Source organism: Hymenobacter pini, from assembly GCF_020421205.1.
Taxonomy (GTDB): domain Bacteria; phylum Bacteroidota; class Bacteroidia; order Cytophagales; family Hymenobacteraceae; genus Hymenobacter; species Hymenobacter pini.
In genome coordinates, this window is record NZ_JAIZZH010000006.1 from 144,688 (window position 1) to 161,121 (window position 16,434).

Annotated in this window: 14 protein-coding genes; 5 read left to right on the top strand and 9 right to left on the bottom strand. The window is 59.9% G+C overall.

Features of this window, described 5'->3' with window-relative positions:
- Positions 1–61 precede the first annotated feature (61 nt).
- The 3 genes from LF252_RS20290 (at position 62) to LF252_RS20300 (ending at position 3,900) form a co-directional block, all read left to right on the top strand.
- Complete coding sequence (locus LF252_RS20290) at positions 62–1,549, top strand: RagB/SusD family nutrient uptake outer membrane protein (protein ID WP_226271419.1); 1,488 nt, start codon at positions 62–64, stop codon at positions 1,547–1,549.
- Between the two features lie 104 nt (positions 1,550–1,653).
- Positions 1,654–2,913: a PKD domain-containing protein gene (locus LF252_RS20295; RefSeq protein ID WP_226271420.1), complete on the top strand. Its 1,260-nt coding sequence runs from the start codon at positions 1,654–1,656 to the stop codon at positions 2,911–2,913.
- A 117-nt stretch (positions 2,914–3,030) separates the two neighbouring features.
- Entirely contained in the window at positions 3,031–3,900 is an 870-nt protein-coding gene (locus LF252_RS20300) for a glycoside hydrolase family 16 protein (protein WP_226271421.1), read from the top strand.
- Positions 3,901–4,247: 347 nt separating this feature from the next.
- Here the strand turns inward: LF252_RS20300 and LF252_RS20305 are convergent, their stop codons facing one another.
- Positions 4,248–5,225 (bottom strand): hypothetical protein, encoded by a 978-nt coding sequence (locus tag LF252_RS20305; RefSeq protein WP_226271422.1) that lies wholly within the window; start codon positions 5,223–5,225, stop codon positions 4,248–4,250.
- 436 nt (positions 5,226–5,661) lie between these two features.
- Positions 5,662–6,852, bottom strand: a complete 1,191-nt coding sequence (locus LF252_RS20310) for a class I SAM-dependent rRNA methyltransferase (protein WP_226271423.1) — start codon at positions 6,850–6,852, stop codon at positions 5,662–5,664.
- A 144-nt stretch (positions 6,853–6,996) separates the two neighbouring features.
- Between LF252_RS20310 and LF252_RS20315 the strand changes: the two genes are divergently transcribed.
- A complete protein-coding gene (locus LF252_RS20315) occupies positions 6,997–7,467 on the top strand; it encodes a GNAT family N-acetyltransferase (protein ID WP_226271424.1) in 471 nt (156 codons plus the stop codon).
- Between the two features lie 7 nt (positions 7,468–7,474).
- Here the strand turns inward: LF252_RS20315 and LF252_RS20320 are convergent, their stop codons facing one another.
- From LF252_RS20320 to LF252_RS20350, 7 genes are all read right to left on the bottom strand, one after another.
- On the bottom strand, positions 7,475–8,008 hold the full coding sequence (locus LF252_RS20320) for a hypothetical protein (RefSeq protein WP_226271425.1): 534 nt from the start codon (positions 8,006–8,008) through the stop codon (positions 7,475–7,477).
- A gap of 96 nt (positions 8,009–8,104) precedes the next feature.
- Positions 8,105–8,557 carry an SRPBCC family protein gene (locus LF252_RS20325; RefSeq protein WP_226271426.1) on the bottom strand — a complete coding sequence of 151 codons (453 nt, stop codon included), beginning with the start codon at positions 8,555–8,557 and terminating at the stop codon, positions 8,105–8,107.
- A 52-nt stretch (positions 8,558–8,609) separates the two neighbouring features.
- Positions 8,610–8,816 carry a hypothetical protein gene (locus tag LF252_RS20330; RefSeq protein ID WP_226271427.1) on the bottom strand — a complete coding sequence of 69 codons (207 nt, stop codon included), beginning with the start codon at positions 8,814–8,816 and terminating at the stop codon, positions 8,610–8,612.
- A gap of 25 nt (positions 8,817–8,841) precedes the next feature.
- Positions 8,842–11,811, bottom strand: coding sequence for a DEAD/DEAH box helicase (locus tag LF252_RS20335; RefSeq protein ID WP_226271428.1), 2,970 nt, complete (start codon positions 11,809–11,811; stop codon positions 8,842–8,844).
- A gap of 326 nt (positions 11,812–12,137) precedes the next feature.
- Positions 12,138–13,367 (bottom strand): FtsX-like permease family protein, encoded by a 1,230-nt coding sequence (locus LF252_RS20340; RefSeq protein ID WP_226271429.1) that lies wholly within the window; start codon positions 13,365–13,367, stop codon positions 12,138–12,140.
- 95 nt (positions 13,368–13,462) lie between these two features.
- Positions 13,463–14,272: a class I SAM-dependent methyltransferase gene (locus LF252_RS20345; RefSeq protein WP_226271430.1), complete on the bottom strand. Its 810-nt coding sequence runs from the start codon at positions 14,270–14,272 to the stop codon at positions 13,463–13,465.
- 106 nt (positions 14,273–14,378) lie between these two features.
- Positions 14,379–14,825: a ribosome-binding factor A gene (locus LF252_RS20350; protein WP_226271431.1), complete on the bottom strand. Its 447-nt coding sequence runs from the start codon at positions 14,823–14,825 to the stop codon at positions 14,379–14,381.
- Positions 14,826–14,972: 147 nt separating this feature from the next.
- Between LF252_RS20350 and LF252_RS20355 the strand changes: the two genes are divergently transcribed.
- Positions 14,973–16,385, top strand: a complete 1,413-nt coding sequence (locus LF252_RS20355; RefSeq protein ID WP_226271432.1) for a hypothetical protein — start codon at positions 14,973–14,975, stop codon at positions 16,383–16,385.
- The last annotated feature ends 49 nt before the right edge of the window (positions 16,386–16,434 follow it).

The following is a 16,434-nucleotide window of genomic DNA, read 5'->3' on the forward strand; positions in this document are numbered from 1 at the left end:
TGGCAATCAGCACAGTTCTTCCCCCGAACCAACCTTCCAAAATTCCCAAACAGCTTCTACGATGAACCCCATCACGAAATATACCAGCGCCACCCTGCTCACGCTGGGGCTGCTCACGGGCTGCGGCAAAGACTTCCTCTCGGAGTCGCCGACGGACCAGGTGACGGACGCTAACTTCTACAAAACGGCCACCGACGCCATTCAGGCCACTAACGCTATTTACAGCGAGCTGGGCAAAGGCGGCCAGTACAACTACGCCTTGTGGGGCCTCGGCGACATTGGCTCCGACATCTCCACGACCGGCGGTGGCGGCGGCGGCGACGGGATTGAGCAGCAACAGCTCGATTTCTTCAATATTCCTACCACCAACCCCATTGTAAACCGCCTGTGGGGCGGCTGCTTCATCGGCATTGGGCGGGCCAACATTGTGCTGCAGAAGGTGCCCGCCATGAGCATTGACCCGGCCATTCAGAAGCGCTGCATCGGCGAAGCCCAGTTCCTGCGGGCCAAGTACTACTTTGACTTGGTGCGGGCTTACGGCGACGTGCCCCTGCTGACCAAGCCGCCCGTAACGCTGGAAGAGGTGAACGTGCAGCGCACCCCCGCCGCGCAGGTGTACACCCAAATTGTACAGGACCTGAACGACGCCATCGGCAACCTGCCCACCTCCTACAGCGGCGACGACATCGGCCGGGCCACGAAGTGGTCGGCTACGGCCCTACTGGCCAAAGTGTACCTCACCCAGGGCAACATGACGGGGGCCGCCACCCGCGCCAAGGAGGTTATTGCCGGCAGCGGCAAAGCCATGTGGGACAACTACGGCGATAACTTCAAAGTAGGCAACGAGAACGGCAAAGAGTCGCTGTTTGAGGTGCAGTACGTATCGGGCCGCAACCAGTACACCTTTGATGGCCTGGGCTTCTGCGGCAACGAGTTCTTTGGCCCCCGCGGCCAGGGCATCGTGCCCCAGGGCGGCTACGGCTTCAACATTCCGGAACCCGACTTTGTGGCCGGCTACGAAAGCGGCGACCTGCGCCGCGACGTGACCATCTGGAAGCCCGGCGACAAATACCCCGACGGCCGCGTGCAGCCCAACTCCCTGCCCGGCTCACCCAACGGCTACGGCTGCAAGAAGTGGTTTGTGGGCAAAGTGAACACCAACGTCTGGGATTCGGAGCTGAACATTCCGGTGCTGCGCCTGGCCGAGATGTACCTGATTCAGGCCGAAGCCGAAGGACCCACGGCCTCGGGCCTGGAAGCAATCAACAAAGTGCGCCGCCGCGCCTTCGGCGAAGCCATCAACACGCCCGGTACCCACGATTTGCAGGCCGGCATCAGCGCCGATAACTTCAAGCGGGCCGTATGGCGGGAGCGGAAATACGAACTGGCCTTCGAAAATGACCGGTGGTTTGACATGAAGCGGACCGGCGAGCTGCTGACCTCGCCCCAACTCATTGCCAAAGGCGTGAAGCCCTACAACGTGGTACTGCCCGTTCCGCAGTCGGAGCGCGACGTAAACCCTGGCCTGAGCCAGAACCAAGGGTACTAAGCCCCCACGAATGCAAAAATGGCCGGTAGCGGGCCCACTGGTGTATACTACCGGCCATTTTTCGCCTTCATTCCCTTCCCACTCATTCCCTTGCTTTACTTCTCATGAAACATATAGTACGCGTAGCTGCTCTGGGCCTTTTGGCTGCCCCGCTGCTGCTGGCCTCCTGCCAAAAGGACGGCGACGATAACAAACTGGAAGGTGCTGTGCCGCAGGCCTCCTTCACCTACCAGACCAATACCACGGAGTTTCCCACGGTGGTTACCTTCACCAGCACCAGCTCCGATGGGTTTGTGTACGAGTGGGACTTCGGCGACAACTCGCGGGGTACCGGCAGCCCCGCCAGCCACACCTATTACCAGCCCGGCACTTACCAGGCGCAACTGTATACCTCCGGCCGGGGCGGCACGGGTATCTCCAGCAAGCAGAACGTAACCATTCCGGATGCCTGCGCCAACAGCGCCTTCAGCAAGCTGGTAGACTGCGGCGGCAGCGGCACCCGTATCTGGTCCCTTTCCTCGGAGCCTGGGGCCATTGTGCGCGAGTCGTCCACCGGCTCGGTGCTGTCATCCTCGACTACCTTAAATGCCTGCCAGCTCGACGACCAGTTCGCGTTCAGCAAAAACTTCACGCTGGGCTACATTAGCGGGGGTCAGACGTACAGGAACGGTAGCTGCGGGACTGCCCTGGAAAACGGCGGCAGCTTTGTGTTCCGGCCCAACAGCAGCGGCAACCCGCAAATTGTGCTGAAGGGCAAACGCAATTTTATTGGCACCGCCGACTCGGTAGCCAACAAAACCTACGACATTCTGGAAGCTACCGATACCAAGCTGAGGCTGCGTGGCACCAACCCCGACGGCACCCGCACGGTACTCACGCTGGCCCCCTACGATGCCACGGCTCCCTACAAGCTGCTGCTCACGGGTGGCTCCTCGCGCACCTGGATGCTGGACAACACCGTCGACGCTCCCATTACGGTTGGCACCGAGGCTAATCCGTTGGAGTACTTTGCGGGTGTAAAGGCCGGTGAGCTACCCGCCTGCCAGTCGGACGACGAGTATACCTTCTCGACCAACAACGTCTTTACCTACGACGCCAAAACCCAAACTTTCTCGGCAGCAGCCGGCTACACCTGCTCGGCACCGCTGTCGGGCACGTCAACGTACGTATTTGGCCCTTCGTCGGGCGCGGGTCTGGCCCAGTTCACGCTCACGCGGGCCGGCGCCTTCATCGCCGCCACCGATGCCTCGCCCACGGAGCGCGTGTACCGCATTCTGAGCATCGACAACAAGAAGATGACTCTGCGCGCCGGCAGCGGCCAGAATGGCGGCACGGTGTTCACCATTAAAATGGTAGTGAAATAAGCCCCCGCGCTTTTTTGCCGCCAATGGGCCGGCCAGTACTTCGGTGCTGGCCGGCTTTGGCGGTGCCGGGGAGGCCGTTTGGGCACTTTCCCGGGTTTTTCTGCTGTTGACTTTTGTATGCTGACTACCCCCCGCCTGCCCGCCATGCTGCTCACCACTGGTATAGCCCTTCTGCTGAGCCTGAGCGCCTGCACCGAAACCAAAACCAAGAACGTCCCGCAGCCAACCCCCACGCCCACCGACCCAGTGGTGAACGAGGAAGCCCGTGACTACGACAAATACACCGAGTTGGTGTGGAGCGACGAGTTTAATACTGGGGCCCTCGACCAAACCAAGTGGACCTACGAGCTGGGAGCCGGCGGCTGGGGCAACAACGAGCTGCAGACCTACACCAACAGCAACGACAACACTTATATGAGCGGGGGCAACCTCGTAATTCAGGCCAAGCAAACGGGGGCCAACTCTTATTCCTCGGCCCGCCTGATTACTAAAGGCAAAAAGAGCTTCCAGTACGGCCGAATTGATGTACGCGCCAAGCTGCCCAAAGGCAAGGGCGTGTGGCCGGCCATCTGGATGCTGGGTTCCGACATCGACCAGAACAACTGGCCCCGCTGCGGCGAAATTGACATTATGGAGCTACGAGGCAGCCAGCCCCGGGAGTTCCTGAGCACCATGCACTACGGCACCAGTTCCGCCGACCACAAGTACAAGGGTACCACCAAGAGCATGTCGGTTGATTTGTCCAGTGACTTCCACATTTACTCAGTGGTTCGGAGCAAAGACCTTCTACGATTTTACGTGGATGGTGAAACGCAACCTTACTATCAATTCACCGGCAGCGACGCCAGCCCTTTTCCCTTCAATAACCCGTTTTTCGTGATTCTGAACGTAGCCGTGGGTGGTAACTTCGATGGCAACCCCGATGCCACCACCACTTTCCCGCAGCAGATGCAAGTGGACTACGTGCGCTACTACCAATACAAATAAGCCAGCGCCACTGCTCAGGCGAAGGGGGTGGGAAACAAACCGAGCCTGAGGGTGACACTTCTGCCGTGAGGCAGCTGGCAAGGGTGAGAGTGGAGCTCGATTGTGGTTATTGGGCTCCGCTCCTCGCTCAATTTTAAACACGCTTTTTATGGCCCGGCTACCGCTGCCGGGTTGGCTCAAACCAGGGCCGGTTCACCAGTTAGGGGGGTGGGCCGGCTTTTGGCTTTTGTAGGCGGCGGTTGAAGTACTGTTCATAAGCTGAGTCAGTGCACCATTGCTCCTGAAGAGCTCATACCTTCCAGCATTATATTGTGTACACCTGCATAAATGCCTCCCCCTTGCCGCCGCTACTCCGCGGCCGGCAGCCGCTCCAGCCTGAGCTGGCGAGGTTGCTGGGGGTTAAGACAAAAGGCGTACCGGGCATTGACGCCACGCAGATCGAACCGGATTTCAGCGGATTGGCGAGGCGCACGGAAAGCCGTCATCTGCCGAAATGGAAGGGTTATTGCGGTGCCGGGCCGGTGCTTGTCGATGGCCAGCAGGCCCCGCTCCCCGTCCAGCAGGTAGTAGATATGCGTTTGCCACACGTAGCAGCGCGGTACTTCGTAGGCCATAGTACCCTCAGTGCCGGTGTAGCGCAGCCGTTGCCGTACCCGTCCGCCTGGCGTAATAATAAAAGCGTTGGGGCTATGTCGGCGACGAGCATCCTCTACCCATTGCTGCTCTTCCTGAAATTCGGCGCTGGGGGCCGCACCTTCGATGGGTTGTATAGCTTCGGATGAGGCGGCAGCGGCTGCGCGCCTGACCGGCCGGTACTGCCCGTAGTGGTAAGCCGTGAACAACGTAGTATCAGTGAGTGGGAAAACGGCTACCAGCTCAGCCCGCGGCTTTTGCAAGGATATCCGAGGGCCGGTCGGCGGCACCAGCTCCTGGCAGGTGAGCAGCGTACCATCGGGTAGCAGGCGGGGCACACAATCGGCCGCATCCCAGTTGGAGCGGTAACTGCTGAACAACTGCCGCCCGGTACCATCCAGCTTCAGCACCACCACGCGCTGCGAAACATCACTGTACGGAATACCGATTTCCACCGCCAGGGCCAGCCGCTGGCTGGGGCCGTGCACACCCAACAGGCGCGGGGCCTGCGGCTGGCTCACCGTTACCACGTCGGGGTCGGCTACGCCGAAAAAATCGGCCTTGCGCAGCCGCTGCCGAAACACCATCCGGCCCACTGAGTCGAGCAGCATGATGGTGTGCCAGCCCTCGTAGCCGCGCACCTGCCCGTTGCGAGCAAAGGAGGCCGAATCGGTGGCGAAAAAGCTGTCCACCGCTCCCGTGGTACCGGCCAGCAGCGGCCGGGCCGAATCGGTATCGGCCCGGCCGCTGCTGGCCGGTACCGCTGCCGCCCCACCCGAAACACGGTATCGTGGCCAGCTTGAAACAGGGCCGCTCCGGTTCGGCTGGCATCGGTGGTATCAGGCAGAACTACCGGATGCGGCGCGGCGTTACCAGCAGCCGCAGCCGCTGTGTCGGCGGGTGCCGGGGTGACAAGCTCAGCGCGAGCCGCCGGCCGTTGTTCGCACCCTGCAAGCAGCAGCCAACCGGCACCGCAGCCAGCCAGCCATTTCCAGTAGTTCGTCATCGGCCAGAAATATAAAGCGGTTTGCCCGCGTTCCGGCCCGACAGTTCATGCAACTCCCGAAACGCACCGAAGCCCGGCTTCTCCTGGTGGAAAAGCCGGGCTTCAGCATGGTAGAATTCGGGTTACTCAACGGCCAGCACCAGCCCTTTCAGGTACTCGCCCTCGGGGTGGAAGAGGCTTACGGGATGGTCGGCGGGCTGGGTGAGGCGGTGCAGGATGCGAGCCGGGCGGCCGGCTTCGATGGCGGCGGCCAGCACGGCTCCTTCAAACAGCTCAGCCGATACCACCTGCGAGCAGCTGAAGGTGAACAGCAATCCGCCGGGCGCAATCTGCCGGATACCGGCCGCGTTCAGGCGCTTGTAGCCCATCAGGGCGTTGTGGCGGGCCGAGAGGTGCTTGGCAAAGGCCGGGGGATCCAGCACAATCAGGTCGTAGGTTTCCTGGCTGTTTTTCATGAAGCTGAACACGTCCTCGGCGTAGGCGGCGTGCTTGCTTTCCAGCCCGGTGAGGGCGGCGTTGCGCTCCGTCAGCTCAATGGCGCGCTTCGAGCTATCCACGGAATGTACCAGCTCGGCCCCAGCCTGCAGGGCGTAGGAGCTGAAGCCGCCAGTGTAGCAGAACGTGTTGAGCACCCGGCGGCCGGGCGCGTAGCGGGCCAGCAGGCTGCGGTTGTCACGCTGGTCGATGAAGAAGCCGGTTTTCTGGCCCGTTTCCCAGTCCACGGCGAAGGGGTGGCCGTTTTCGTGCACCACGTGCTCCTGTCCGCTGCTGCCCCCGAACAGGTAGCCGTTCTGGGCCCCCGGGGCAGCTTTGGCCGGCACGGTTTCGGCACTTTTGTCGTAGATGGCGCGCAGGCCGGGAATCACCTGCTGCAGGGCTTCGGCAATGAGGGGGCGGGCTTTGTACATGCCGGCGCTGTGGGCCTGCACCACGGCCGTGTCGCCGTACACATCAATGATAAGGCCGGGCAGCCCGTCGCCCTCAGCGTGGGTGAGGCGGTACACGTTGGTATTGCCGCTGCCCGTGAGGCCCAGCCCCTGGCGCAGCTGAAAAGCATTGCGTAGGCGGCCTTCCCAGAACGCCGCGTCGGGCAGTTGGGCGGCGGGTCCGAAATCGAGCATGCGCACGGCAATGGAGCCGGGAGCGTAGTGGCCCACGCCCAGCACTTCGCCGTTGGCGGCCTGCACCTGCACCACTTCGCCCTCTACCACCTCCCCCTGCATCCGGCCAATGGCCCCCGAAAATACCCACGGGTGCCGACGGCGCAGGGACTGGTCTTTTCCGGGTTTGAGGGTGATGATGGCAAGAGACATGGCAAATGGCTGGTGAAGTGGACTACAAAGGTAACCCAATCAGTCGGGCCGCAAGGGTGCCCAGCTCACCATTATGCCACGCCGGCCCCGGACAACCGGGTATCGGCTAATATCTTTGCGGCCTCCACCTTTCTGCTGCCCCCCATGCCTTCTGCTACCACCGCCCGCATAGTGGCCTACCGGTCCGAGCATCAGCCCGCTTTCCAGGCCCTCAATGAGGAGTGGATTACGCACTATTTTCAGCTGGAGGAGACGGACCACCGGCAGTCACGCGCGCCTCAGCAGCATATTCTCGACCCCGGAGGGCACATTTTTATGGCGCTACTCGAGGATGAGCCCGTGGGTGCCTGTGCGCTGCTGTACGAAACCTCCACCAGCTACGAGCTGGCCAAAATGGCGGTGTCGCCGCACGCGCGGGGGCTGGGCATTGGCCGGCTACTGGGCGAAGCGGCCATTGCGCAGGCCCGCGCCCTCGGGGCTCAGCACCTGGAGCTGCTCTCCAACCGGCGGTTGACTACTGCGCTGGCCCTGTACCGCCGGCTAGGCTTCGTGGAGGCTCCGCTGGCGCCTACCGCCTACCAGCGCGCCGATATCCGAATGGTACTCAACCTGTGAGCCGCAGCTACGCAAACGGGTCGAGGTAGGCAATGAGCACGGCCAGGGCGGCTAAGCCGGCCAGCACCGCCCACACCGGCCCGCCCCAAATCAGCAGCCCGATGAGGCTGATGGGCAACACCACCAGCCCCAGCACGCCCAGCACCGTAGTGCCCAGACCCACTTCGGTAGTGTGCCGGGGCCCAGCCGCCCGGCGCACAGCCTGCGCAGCTGACTTGCGGCCGGTAGCGGCCGTAACTACAAGTTGCTTCTGCACCTGGGCCACAGCTTGGCGCAGCTGCCGCTTCAGGTGGGGCCGGGCGTAGTGGTTTTTGGTAGCCGCCTGCGGTTCCATTCCTACCGGCGCTTTCGTTTGGGCTGAGGTACTGGGCAGGTAAGTAATTATATCGGCAGGCATGGGACGTACTGCCACCGCCTCCGCCGCGGGCTTAAACTGATAGGCCGTTTGCGCACTACGGCAGCCGGTCATCAGCCCTCCCGCAAGCACCAGTACATAGAAAAGCTGCTTAAAAAAGCGGCCAGAAGTAGAAGAAGTAGACATAGGCAAAACCGGAGGCGCGGCAAGATACACGACTTGCCGGGGTGGTATACGGCGGCTGCCCGCTCACCGCTGCCTGCGCGTAACTTTCCGATGCTGTTACTGCTCCGGCCGACCAAACCAGCGGCGGTAAATAGGCCGCCGCCAGGCAAACTGGGCCCACATGGCCGGCCACAGCAGCCGGTCCAGCACCGCGTTACCGGCGGTATATTCCAGGTCCTCCACAATGTAAGTGCCGCCATCGGGGGCGGGCTGCATCAGGTGGCGGTGCTGCCAGTGGCGCAGGGGCGGCGGCAGCTGCCGGCCCTCATCCACAAAGTAGTAGGTGCCATCGGGCGTGGTGCCGTGGTCGGTGATGAGAGAGGTCCAGGGGTAGCGCAGCGGGCCGGCTCCCAGCTCAATGTGCACCTTGTCGCCACGGTGGCAGCCATCGAAGCGCAACAGCCGAAATGGCGGAAACGGTGGAGCCAAAGCCAAAAACAGCTCCCGGGTGAAGCCCTGCCACACTTGGGCGGGTGGGGCAGCAACGTGCGTGCGAAGGTAGAGGTGCATGCCGGTTTAACTCCGGCTGGTGACCCAGGGTTGTGCTTACTGTAGCCCGCGCTTACTTCGGCATAAACCAGTGCAGGTAGCCGCAATTGTCACATTCATAGCAGATGGCATGAAGATCCGACCAATCAGAAGTAAACAAGCCAGCCCGCTCCAGCTTCACCTCGTTGCGGTGAAAGCCCTGATGCCCACAGATAACGCACCGGAGCGTGCGGCCCTTGATTTCTACCCGCACGGGCTGAGGCGCGTCAAACAGACTCATTCTATTAGATTGGCCAATAAAATTTCTACCCTAGCAGCTCCTCAATATCCTCGCGGGTGAGGCTCTTGATGATGGCTTCGTCGGTGGTGATGAGGTCGGTAACGAGTTGGATTTTCTTGTTCTGCAGGGCCAGGATTTTCTCCTCCACCGTGTTCTGGGTGATGAACTTGTAGGTGAACACCGTGCGCTGCTGCCCGATGCGGTGGGCTCGGTCCACGGCCTGGGCTTCCACGGCCGGGTTCCACCACGGGTCGAGGATGAACACGTAGTCGGCGGCGGTGAGGTTGAGGCCCACGCCCCCGGCCTTCAGGCTGATCAGGAACACGCGCAGGTCCTCGGTTTCCTGGAAGCGGGCTACCTCCAGGTGCCGGTCCCGGGTGTTGCCGTCGAGGTAGGCGTACTCAATCTGCCGCTCATCCAGCGCGCCGCGCACAATATCCAGGTGTTTTACAAACTGACTAAATATCAGCACCTTGTGTCCCTCCGACACCACGCTCTTAATCATGCGAATGACCTCGCGCAGCTTGCCCGACTCGTGCTCGTACTCCTCGTCGGCCATGCGGGGGTGGTTGGCAATCTGGCGCAGCTTGGTGAGGCCCTGCAGCAGCATAAACTGGGTGCTGGCCGTGCCATGCTCCTCCAGGCTCTGCAGAATCTTATTCCGGTAGAAGCTCTTGGTTTCCTCGTAGCACTGCAGCTGCTCCTCCGTCATGGGGCAGTAGCTCAGGTTTTCAATCTTATCGGGCAGCTCCCGGGCCACCTGGGCTTTGTGGCGGCGCAGGATGAAGGGCTTGATAAGCGCGTGCAGACGGCGCGTTTTGGCCTCGTCCTTGCCTTTCTCGATGGGCTTGAGGAACTCCTTACGGAAAAACGCCTGCGTGCCCAGCAGCCCCGGATTCACAAACGACATCTGCGACCATAAGTCCATGGTGCTGTTCTCCACCGGCGTGCCCGTGAGGATGAGGCGGTGCCGGGAGTGCAGCTGCCGCACGGCCTGCGAAGTGGTGGAGCCTGGGTTCTTGATAGCCTGCGACTCGTCTAGAATCACGTAGTCGAACTTGTAGGTTTTCAGCAGCTCCGCATCCAGGCGCACGATACCGTAGCTGGTCAGCACCACGTCGTAATCGGCAAACTGCTCCACGTTTTTGTCCCGGTACGTGCCCGTGTAAATGAGCAGGCGCAACGTAGGCGTGAACTTGAAGGCCTCAGCCATCCAATTGTATACCAGTGAGGTAGGCATGACCAGCAGTGAGGCCGCCCCGCCCGCCGCGCCGCTTTCCTTGCGCTGCAATAGTAGAGCCAGCGTCTGCACGCTCTTGCCCAGACCCATGTCGTCGGCCAGGCAGCCGCCAAACTGGTATTCCTGCACAAAATGCAGCCAGTTGTAGCCGGCTTTCTGGTAAGGGCGCAGCTCCCCGCGGAACGAGGCCGGCAGAGGCCGGTCCTCCACGGTCTCAAATTCGCGCAGCTTCTCCAGCTTCCGGCTCATTACCACCGTGGCTAGGTTGCCGTTCTGCAGGTCCGAAACTAAAGCCAGGTGGTGCTTGCGTAGCGTGAGCGTGTGGTTATGCTCCTCCGAGAAGGCAAACAGCTCCAGATACTGCGTAAACCACTCCTCCGGAATAATGGCAATCTGCCCGTTGGGCAGCCGAAACTCGTGGCGCTTGTTGAGAATGTAGGGCCGCAGCTTGATGAAGGGAATTTCAAACTCGCCGAAGCGCACCGTGCCGTGCACATCAAACCAGTCGTTAGTTTCCGTGATGCCCACCTGCACCGTAACGGCCCCGATAAAGTAGTCTTTGCCCGAGCTGCTACCCTGCTGCACTGTGAAGCCCAGGCGTACCAGCTCATCGGCGTGGTGGTGGAGCCAGCGAAAGGCAGTGGCTTTTTCCAGCACGGCGCGGCCGTTGCGCACTTCCAGGGCGCGGTCGGCCAGCTCGGCAATGATTTCCTGCTCCCGGTCAAGGTTGCGGATGAGGCGGTGGAAGATGTAGTTATCCTCCTTCTTCTCCAGCTTCACGCACACCCGCTTGTCGTTGGCGGTGTGCACGGTATGGTCGCCGTAGCGGAAGCTCAGGTCGAAGTGAATGTGGTCGGAGGGAGCCTCGGCCGTTGCCACAGCCGCCGATGCCCCGGCCGGGCTGCGGCGGGCAGCGGTGCGGGCTGCCGGAGCCGCCGTGAGCACCGTAGCACGCGGAGCATCCGTGAAGGTAAGCTGGGGCCGGGCCACGTACCGCTCCGAGCGAATATCAAAGCCGCGGGCGTGCACGTCGAACGATTCCACCAGCGGGGCCACAAACCGCTGGAAGTAGCTGTCCTCCACCTGACGCGGAATTACAATGAACTTCTTATTGAGGAACGGCTTGATTTTCTTGCCGTCCACGTCGTTGTGGAAGTTGTGCAGCGTATCGCTCAGCAGCAACCAGGCAGGCTGCTCACACACAATTACAGCGTTTTTGTACTGAAAATCGAGCTTCTGACCCTGGTACTGAATGGTGGGGAAGTAGTGAGTACTTTCCTCGTTCCGGCGGAAGTGGAACAGCACCGAGGCTGGTTCAGCAGCCACGCTGATTTCGCGCCATGTAGGCTCCCCGTCCTTCCCCATGATAAACACACACTTGCCTTTTAAACGGCTCAAAATCTGCCCCATGCGTTCCTGCACATACAGGCAAATGGCATCCTGCAAACCTTTGTCGCCCTTCTCAGCATCGTAGATTTTCAGGAAGAAGTCTGCAGGAGTGGTCTTCTTCGACCAGAATTCTTTGATAACTGCGTCCTGCTGAATCTGGTCGGTGAGGGCAATCAGTTCAAAGTCAATTTCATCCAGCCCATCGGCAAATTCCGGGGCGTTTTTGGCGGATACCGTTTGGTGCTGCAAGGTGAGCTGGCCGCGCTGGTTGCGCTGCACTACATAAGACTCAAACAGATAGCCCAGATACTCGTGTTCGAGTAAAGAATAGACAATTTGGAATGGCTGTGAAGTAGAGACCTTCATAGTCAATGACTAAAATGCAGCGTTGAAAGTAGTAACAAAGGCCAAATACTATATTTTTTACTAAAAAGTAAAATTTAATCCAAGAATAATTACATTATTCTGTTCAACTAGCCAATAAGACCTACCAGACTGCCCTTTGCAGTCTACGAAGGTAACGGAGTTCCCTTTTTATAGTTATACTTTCTTGTTAAGAAACAACATACTCTATGATACATATTCGCCTCTAAAGCCTTGGTAGCGCTCATTTTGAATATAGAAAAGCGCCTTTCTATTGCTAAAAAGGCGCTTTTCTATGAATGAGAAGTGGGTGTTTCGAAACGGTCGGGCTACAGATTTTCCCGTAGGTCAAGGCTGGCGGCGTTGAGGGCGGGCCGAATGGATACGGTAATGGTAATAACCACAATGGCAATACCGGTAAGCACCACATCGGAGAGCTGCATTTTTACGGGGTAGGAGTCCACCACGCTGGTAGCCATGCCCATACTCACGATGTGGAAGGTTTGCTGCAGCCAGCAGACGCTTACCCCCAGCACCAAGCCGGTTATGGCGCCCACCTGAGCCACAATAGCGCCTTCCAGCAAGAATATATTGCGAATGGTGCGGGAGCTGGCGCCCACGGCCATGAGCACGGCAATATCCTTGCGCTTATCAATTACCAGCATGGAAAGCGAGAAGAAGATATTGATGCTGGCAATAAGCAGAATAAAGGCGAAGGTGATGAATACGAACATCTTCTCCACCTTAATGGCCTTCAGCAACGAAACGTGCTGCTCATCGGAGTCCAGCACTTTGAATCCCTTACCCAGCTCTTTCTTGAGGGCCTCCTTCACATCACCGATGTCGCGGCCAGGTTTGGCTTTCACCTCCAGGGCCGTGCGGCGGTTGCCGTAGCGCAGCAGGTTCTGGGCAAACTCCAGGGGTACGAAGATGTAGCTGTCGTCGATGTGCTGCTCAATCAGGAATACGCCGCCGGCCAGAATATTCTGCTCGTTGAAGGCCGTTTCGGGGTTCATCGATAGTGTTTTCCGGCCCGTGTTGCGCGGGTACAGCAGATGCATGGGCGAAAACCGGTTATCGAGTGTGATGCTGAGCTCGTGCTGCACGCCGGCCCCCACCAGGGCGTAATCCAGGCCGTCGCGGTGCAGCTGGTGGCTGCCGTCCACAATGGCCGAATCGATGTTGCTCTGCTGGTAGTAGTTGTCGGAGACGCCCTTCATCTTCACCACCATCTGCCGGTCGTGGTACTGTAGCAGAGCGTTGTCTTCGATTACCTCCGTAACCAGCCGCACGCCGGCCGTGGCGCGCAGTTTGGCCAGCAGGGCGGGGCTCAACTCAAAGGATTTCCCCTGCACGGCGGTAATCACCAGGTCGGGGTCCGATTTGCCGTAGAGGCTACGCACCAAGTCCTCCAGCCCATTGAATACCGATAGCACAATAATCAGCGCCATCGTTCCCACGGCTACGCCCACCATGGAAATGTTGGAGATGATGCTGATAATGTTGCGCTTCTTCTTCGAGAGAAAATAACGCCGGGCAATGAGCAAAGGTACGTTCACGTGCGGGGCGCGGGGGCGGAGCTAGGGTAGGGGCTACGTTGGGGAAATAGCAACGGTATAATTAGGAGCAAGATACGCCGATGCGCGAAAAAGGTCTATTTCCAGGCCTTCACAATCAGCCCCGTGCCCGATTCGTGCTTGGAATTAGCGTCGAACCAATTCAGTAGTAAGCAGAACGGAAAAGTAACGAGGTAGTAAAAGGGGAGCAACAGGAAAAACAGCCGCGACTTACCCAGCATCAAAATAGGGTACTTCATGCTCAGGCGCCACGAAATCTGGCCCGGTTCGCCGTAGCTGTACTGGGCCTCGATACGCTCAAAGCCGGCGGTGCGCAGCTTCTGCTGAATCTCATGAATGTTGTAGCCGTCGCGCACGTGCTCTTCAATGAAGCTGGTTTCGCCGTCGGCGTGCACGTCGGAGCCCCCCTGGTCAGAAGGAGTGGAGATGAGCAGCATACCGCCGTCCTTGAGGGAGGTGTGGATGTTGCGGAATACCTCTACATCTTCCAGAATATGCTCCATCACGTCCACCGACAAAGCCAAATCGAAGGAGTTGGGTTGCTGGTAGAGCACCAGGTCCTGCACCGCAAACTGGGCGTTGGTGCGTCCAATCTGCCGGAAGAAGCGGTTAGAATCGGCCACCTGCTCGTCCTTCACATCCACGGCCAGAATCTGCCATTTGCGGCTCAGGCCCGACAGCCAGTAGGTATACTGTCCGTACCCCGAGCCGGCGTCCAGAATGGTAAGGGACTCATTGGTACGGCCTTTGGACCACTGGCGCAGCTCGCGGTGTACGTGCCAGGTGCGCAGCAGCAGCAAATCGAGCAGATGATAAAATAGCTGCCGCAGCCAGGGAGTACGGTTGAAGACTTCGCCGAGCGACTTCTTAATCGGGTCGTAGTACAAGGGTGAATAAGTGAATGAGTGAATGAGTGAATGGGCGAAGATGAGCAGACAACTGAGCGAAGGAGCAGAAGCCACTGGCTATTCACTCATTCACTCATTCGCTCATTCATCCATTGTCGTCGTCTTCGTCGGCGAAGAGTTTGGGGCGCTTGGGCGCTGCTGGCTCGTCGGTAGCCGGCTGCTCGGGGGTAGCCGGCGGAATGTGCAGATTGCCGAACACGTTGTCCATGTGCGCCGCGTAGGAGGCCGAGTCATCCAGAAAGAAGACCAGCTCGGGCACAATGCGCAACTGTTTGCGCACCCGTTTGGCCAGCGCCTGCCGGATTTCCTTGATGCTATCCTGCACCAGTTCCAGCTGCTGAGTATCGGAGCTGCCGGTGCCCACGGTGAGTACGCTCAGGTACACGCGGGCCACGCCTAGGTCGGGAGAGACGCGCACAAGGCTGATACCGGGCGGCAAGCCCGGAAACAGGTGCGGTAAATCACGCTGAAATACGGCGGCTAAGTCCTGCTGCAGCAGGCTGGCAACCTTTTGTTGTCGTTTGCTTTCCATAAGAATCCGCAAAGATAGGGACTTAGGAGACTGGGCAAGGGGAGTATATTTGCTGGATAAGGCCTGAAGGACTTGAGGAACAACCATTGACGCGCGTTGATGCAGTTTCTCAGTCCAGAAACCCTCCGTTCCTAAGTCTCTACCTACTTGCTTCAATTTTTTAAAAGCTCCCTACCCACGCGCCTGTTTGTGCTGCTGGTGCTGCTGCTGGCCTTACGGCTGCCGCTGCTGTGGTGGGGTATTCCGCTGATGCCGGTTGAGCTGCGCAGTCTGCTGATTGGGGAGCGGCTGCACGCCGGGGCCCTGCTCTACCGCGACCTATACGACAGTACGGCCCCGCTGGCGGCGGCCCTGGCTGGCCTTACGGAACTGGTAGGCAACCGCCTGCTCTGGCTGAACCGGCTGCTGGCCCTGGCACTATTCACGTTTCAGGCGCTGCGGTTCAATTTCGTGCTCAACCGCGCCGACGTGCACCCCGAACGGGGCTACGTGGGGGCGCTGGTGTATCTGCTGCTGGGCTCCATCACCACCGACTTGGATATTCTGTCGCCGCTGCTGCTGGGCCACTCGTTTCTGATTGCCGCCTTCAGTGCCCTACTGCCAACTTCGCGGGAAGGGTACGATAACCGGCGGCTGTTTCGGGCCGGGTTCCTGCTTGGGGTGGCGGCCCTGTGCTACCTGCCGCTGGCGCTGTTTCTGCTGCTGGGGCTGTTTGCCGTTATCATCTTCGCCGCTAACTCGTTCCGGAGCTTTTTGCTGCTGGTGTGCGGCTTTTTGTTTCCCTACGCGGTGGTGGCCACGTTCTTCCTGTACACCGACTCGCTACCGGGCTTTTCCCAGTTTCACCTGCGGCCCACGCTCAACGGTCTGGTAGCCGGCGCAGATGGCCTGCCGCTGTGGGTGCAGCTGCGGCTGCTGGTGTTGCCGGGCGTGGTGCTACTACTAGGCCTGGGGCGGAGCTTTACGCTGCCGCCGGGGCTGGTATTTCAGGTGAAGTTTCAGCAGCTGATGCTGGTGTGGCTGCTGGTAGCCGTAGCCATGGCCGCCGCGGGCGGGGGCCGGGCTCCGGGCACGCTGGTGCTGGCGCTGCCACCACTTACGTATTTCAGCCTGTATGTATGGCAGAAAAACCGGCGGGCCTGGGTGCCGGAGGTACTGTTGCTGCTGGTAACCGGGGCCGTATTGGTGGTACGCTACCGGTCGGCGCTGTTTCTGGATGGCATTATTCCCATCCCGCTGGAAAGCCGATACGCCGTGCAGCCCAACCCGCGCTACGCATTTCTGCAGGGTCAGCCGATTCTGGTATTGGGCCCCGATATGCGGCCCTACGCCCACAACCACTTGGCCACGCCCTACCTCGACTGGCAGCTGGCTCAAACCGACCTGGGCCGCCTCAGTGAGTATGACGCGGTATTCAGGGTAGCCCGTAACTTCCAAACGAGCCCGCCCCGCTACCTCATCGACCAGCGCGGCCTCGTGCCGGAGCTGCAGTACAAGATACCCGCCATCTTCAACCGCTACGAAGCCACCAACACCCCCGGCGTGTACCGGCTGAAATAAGCTTTGGGGGAAAAGAAAAAAGCGCTGACATACCCTTTAGAGGCTACGT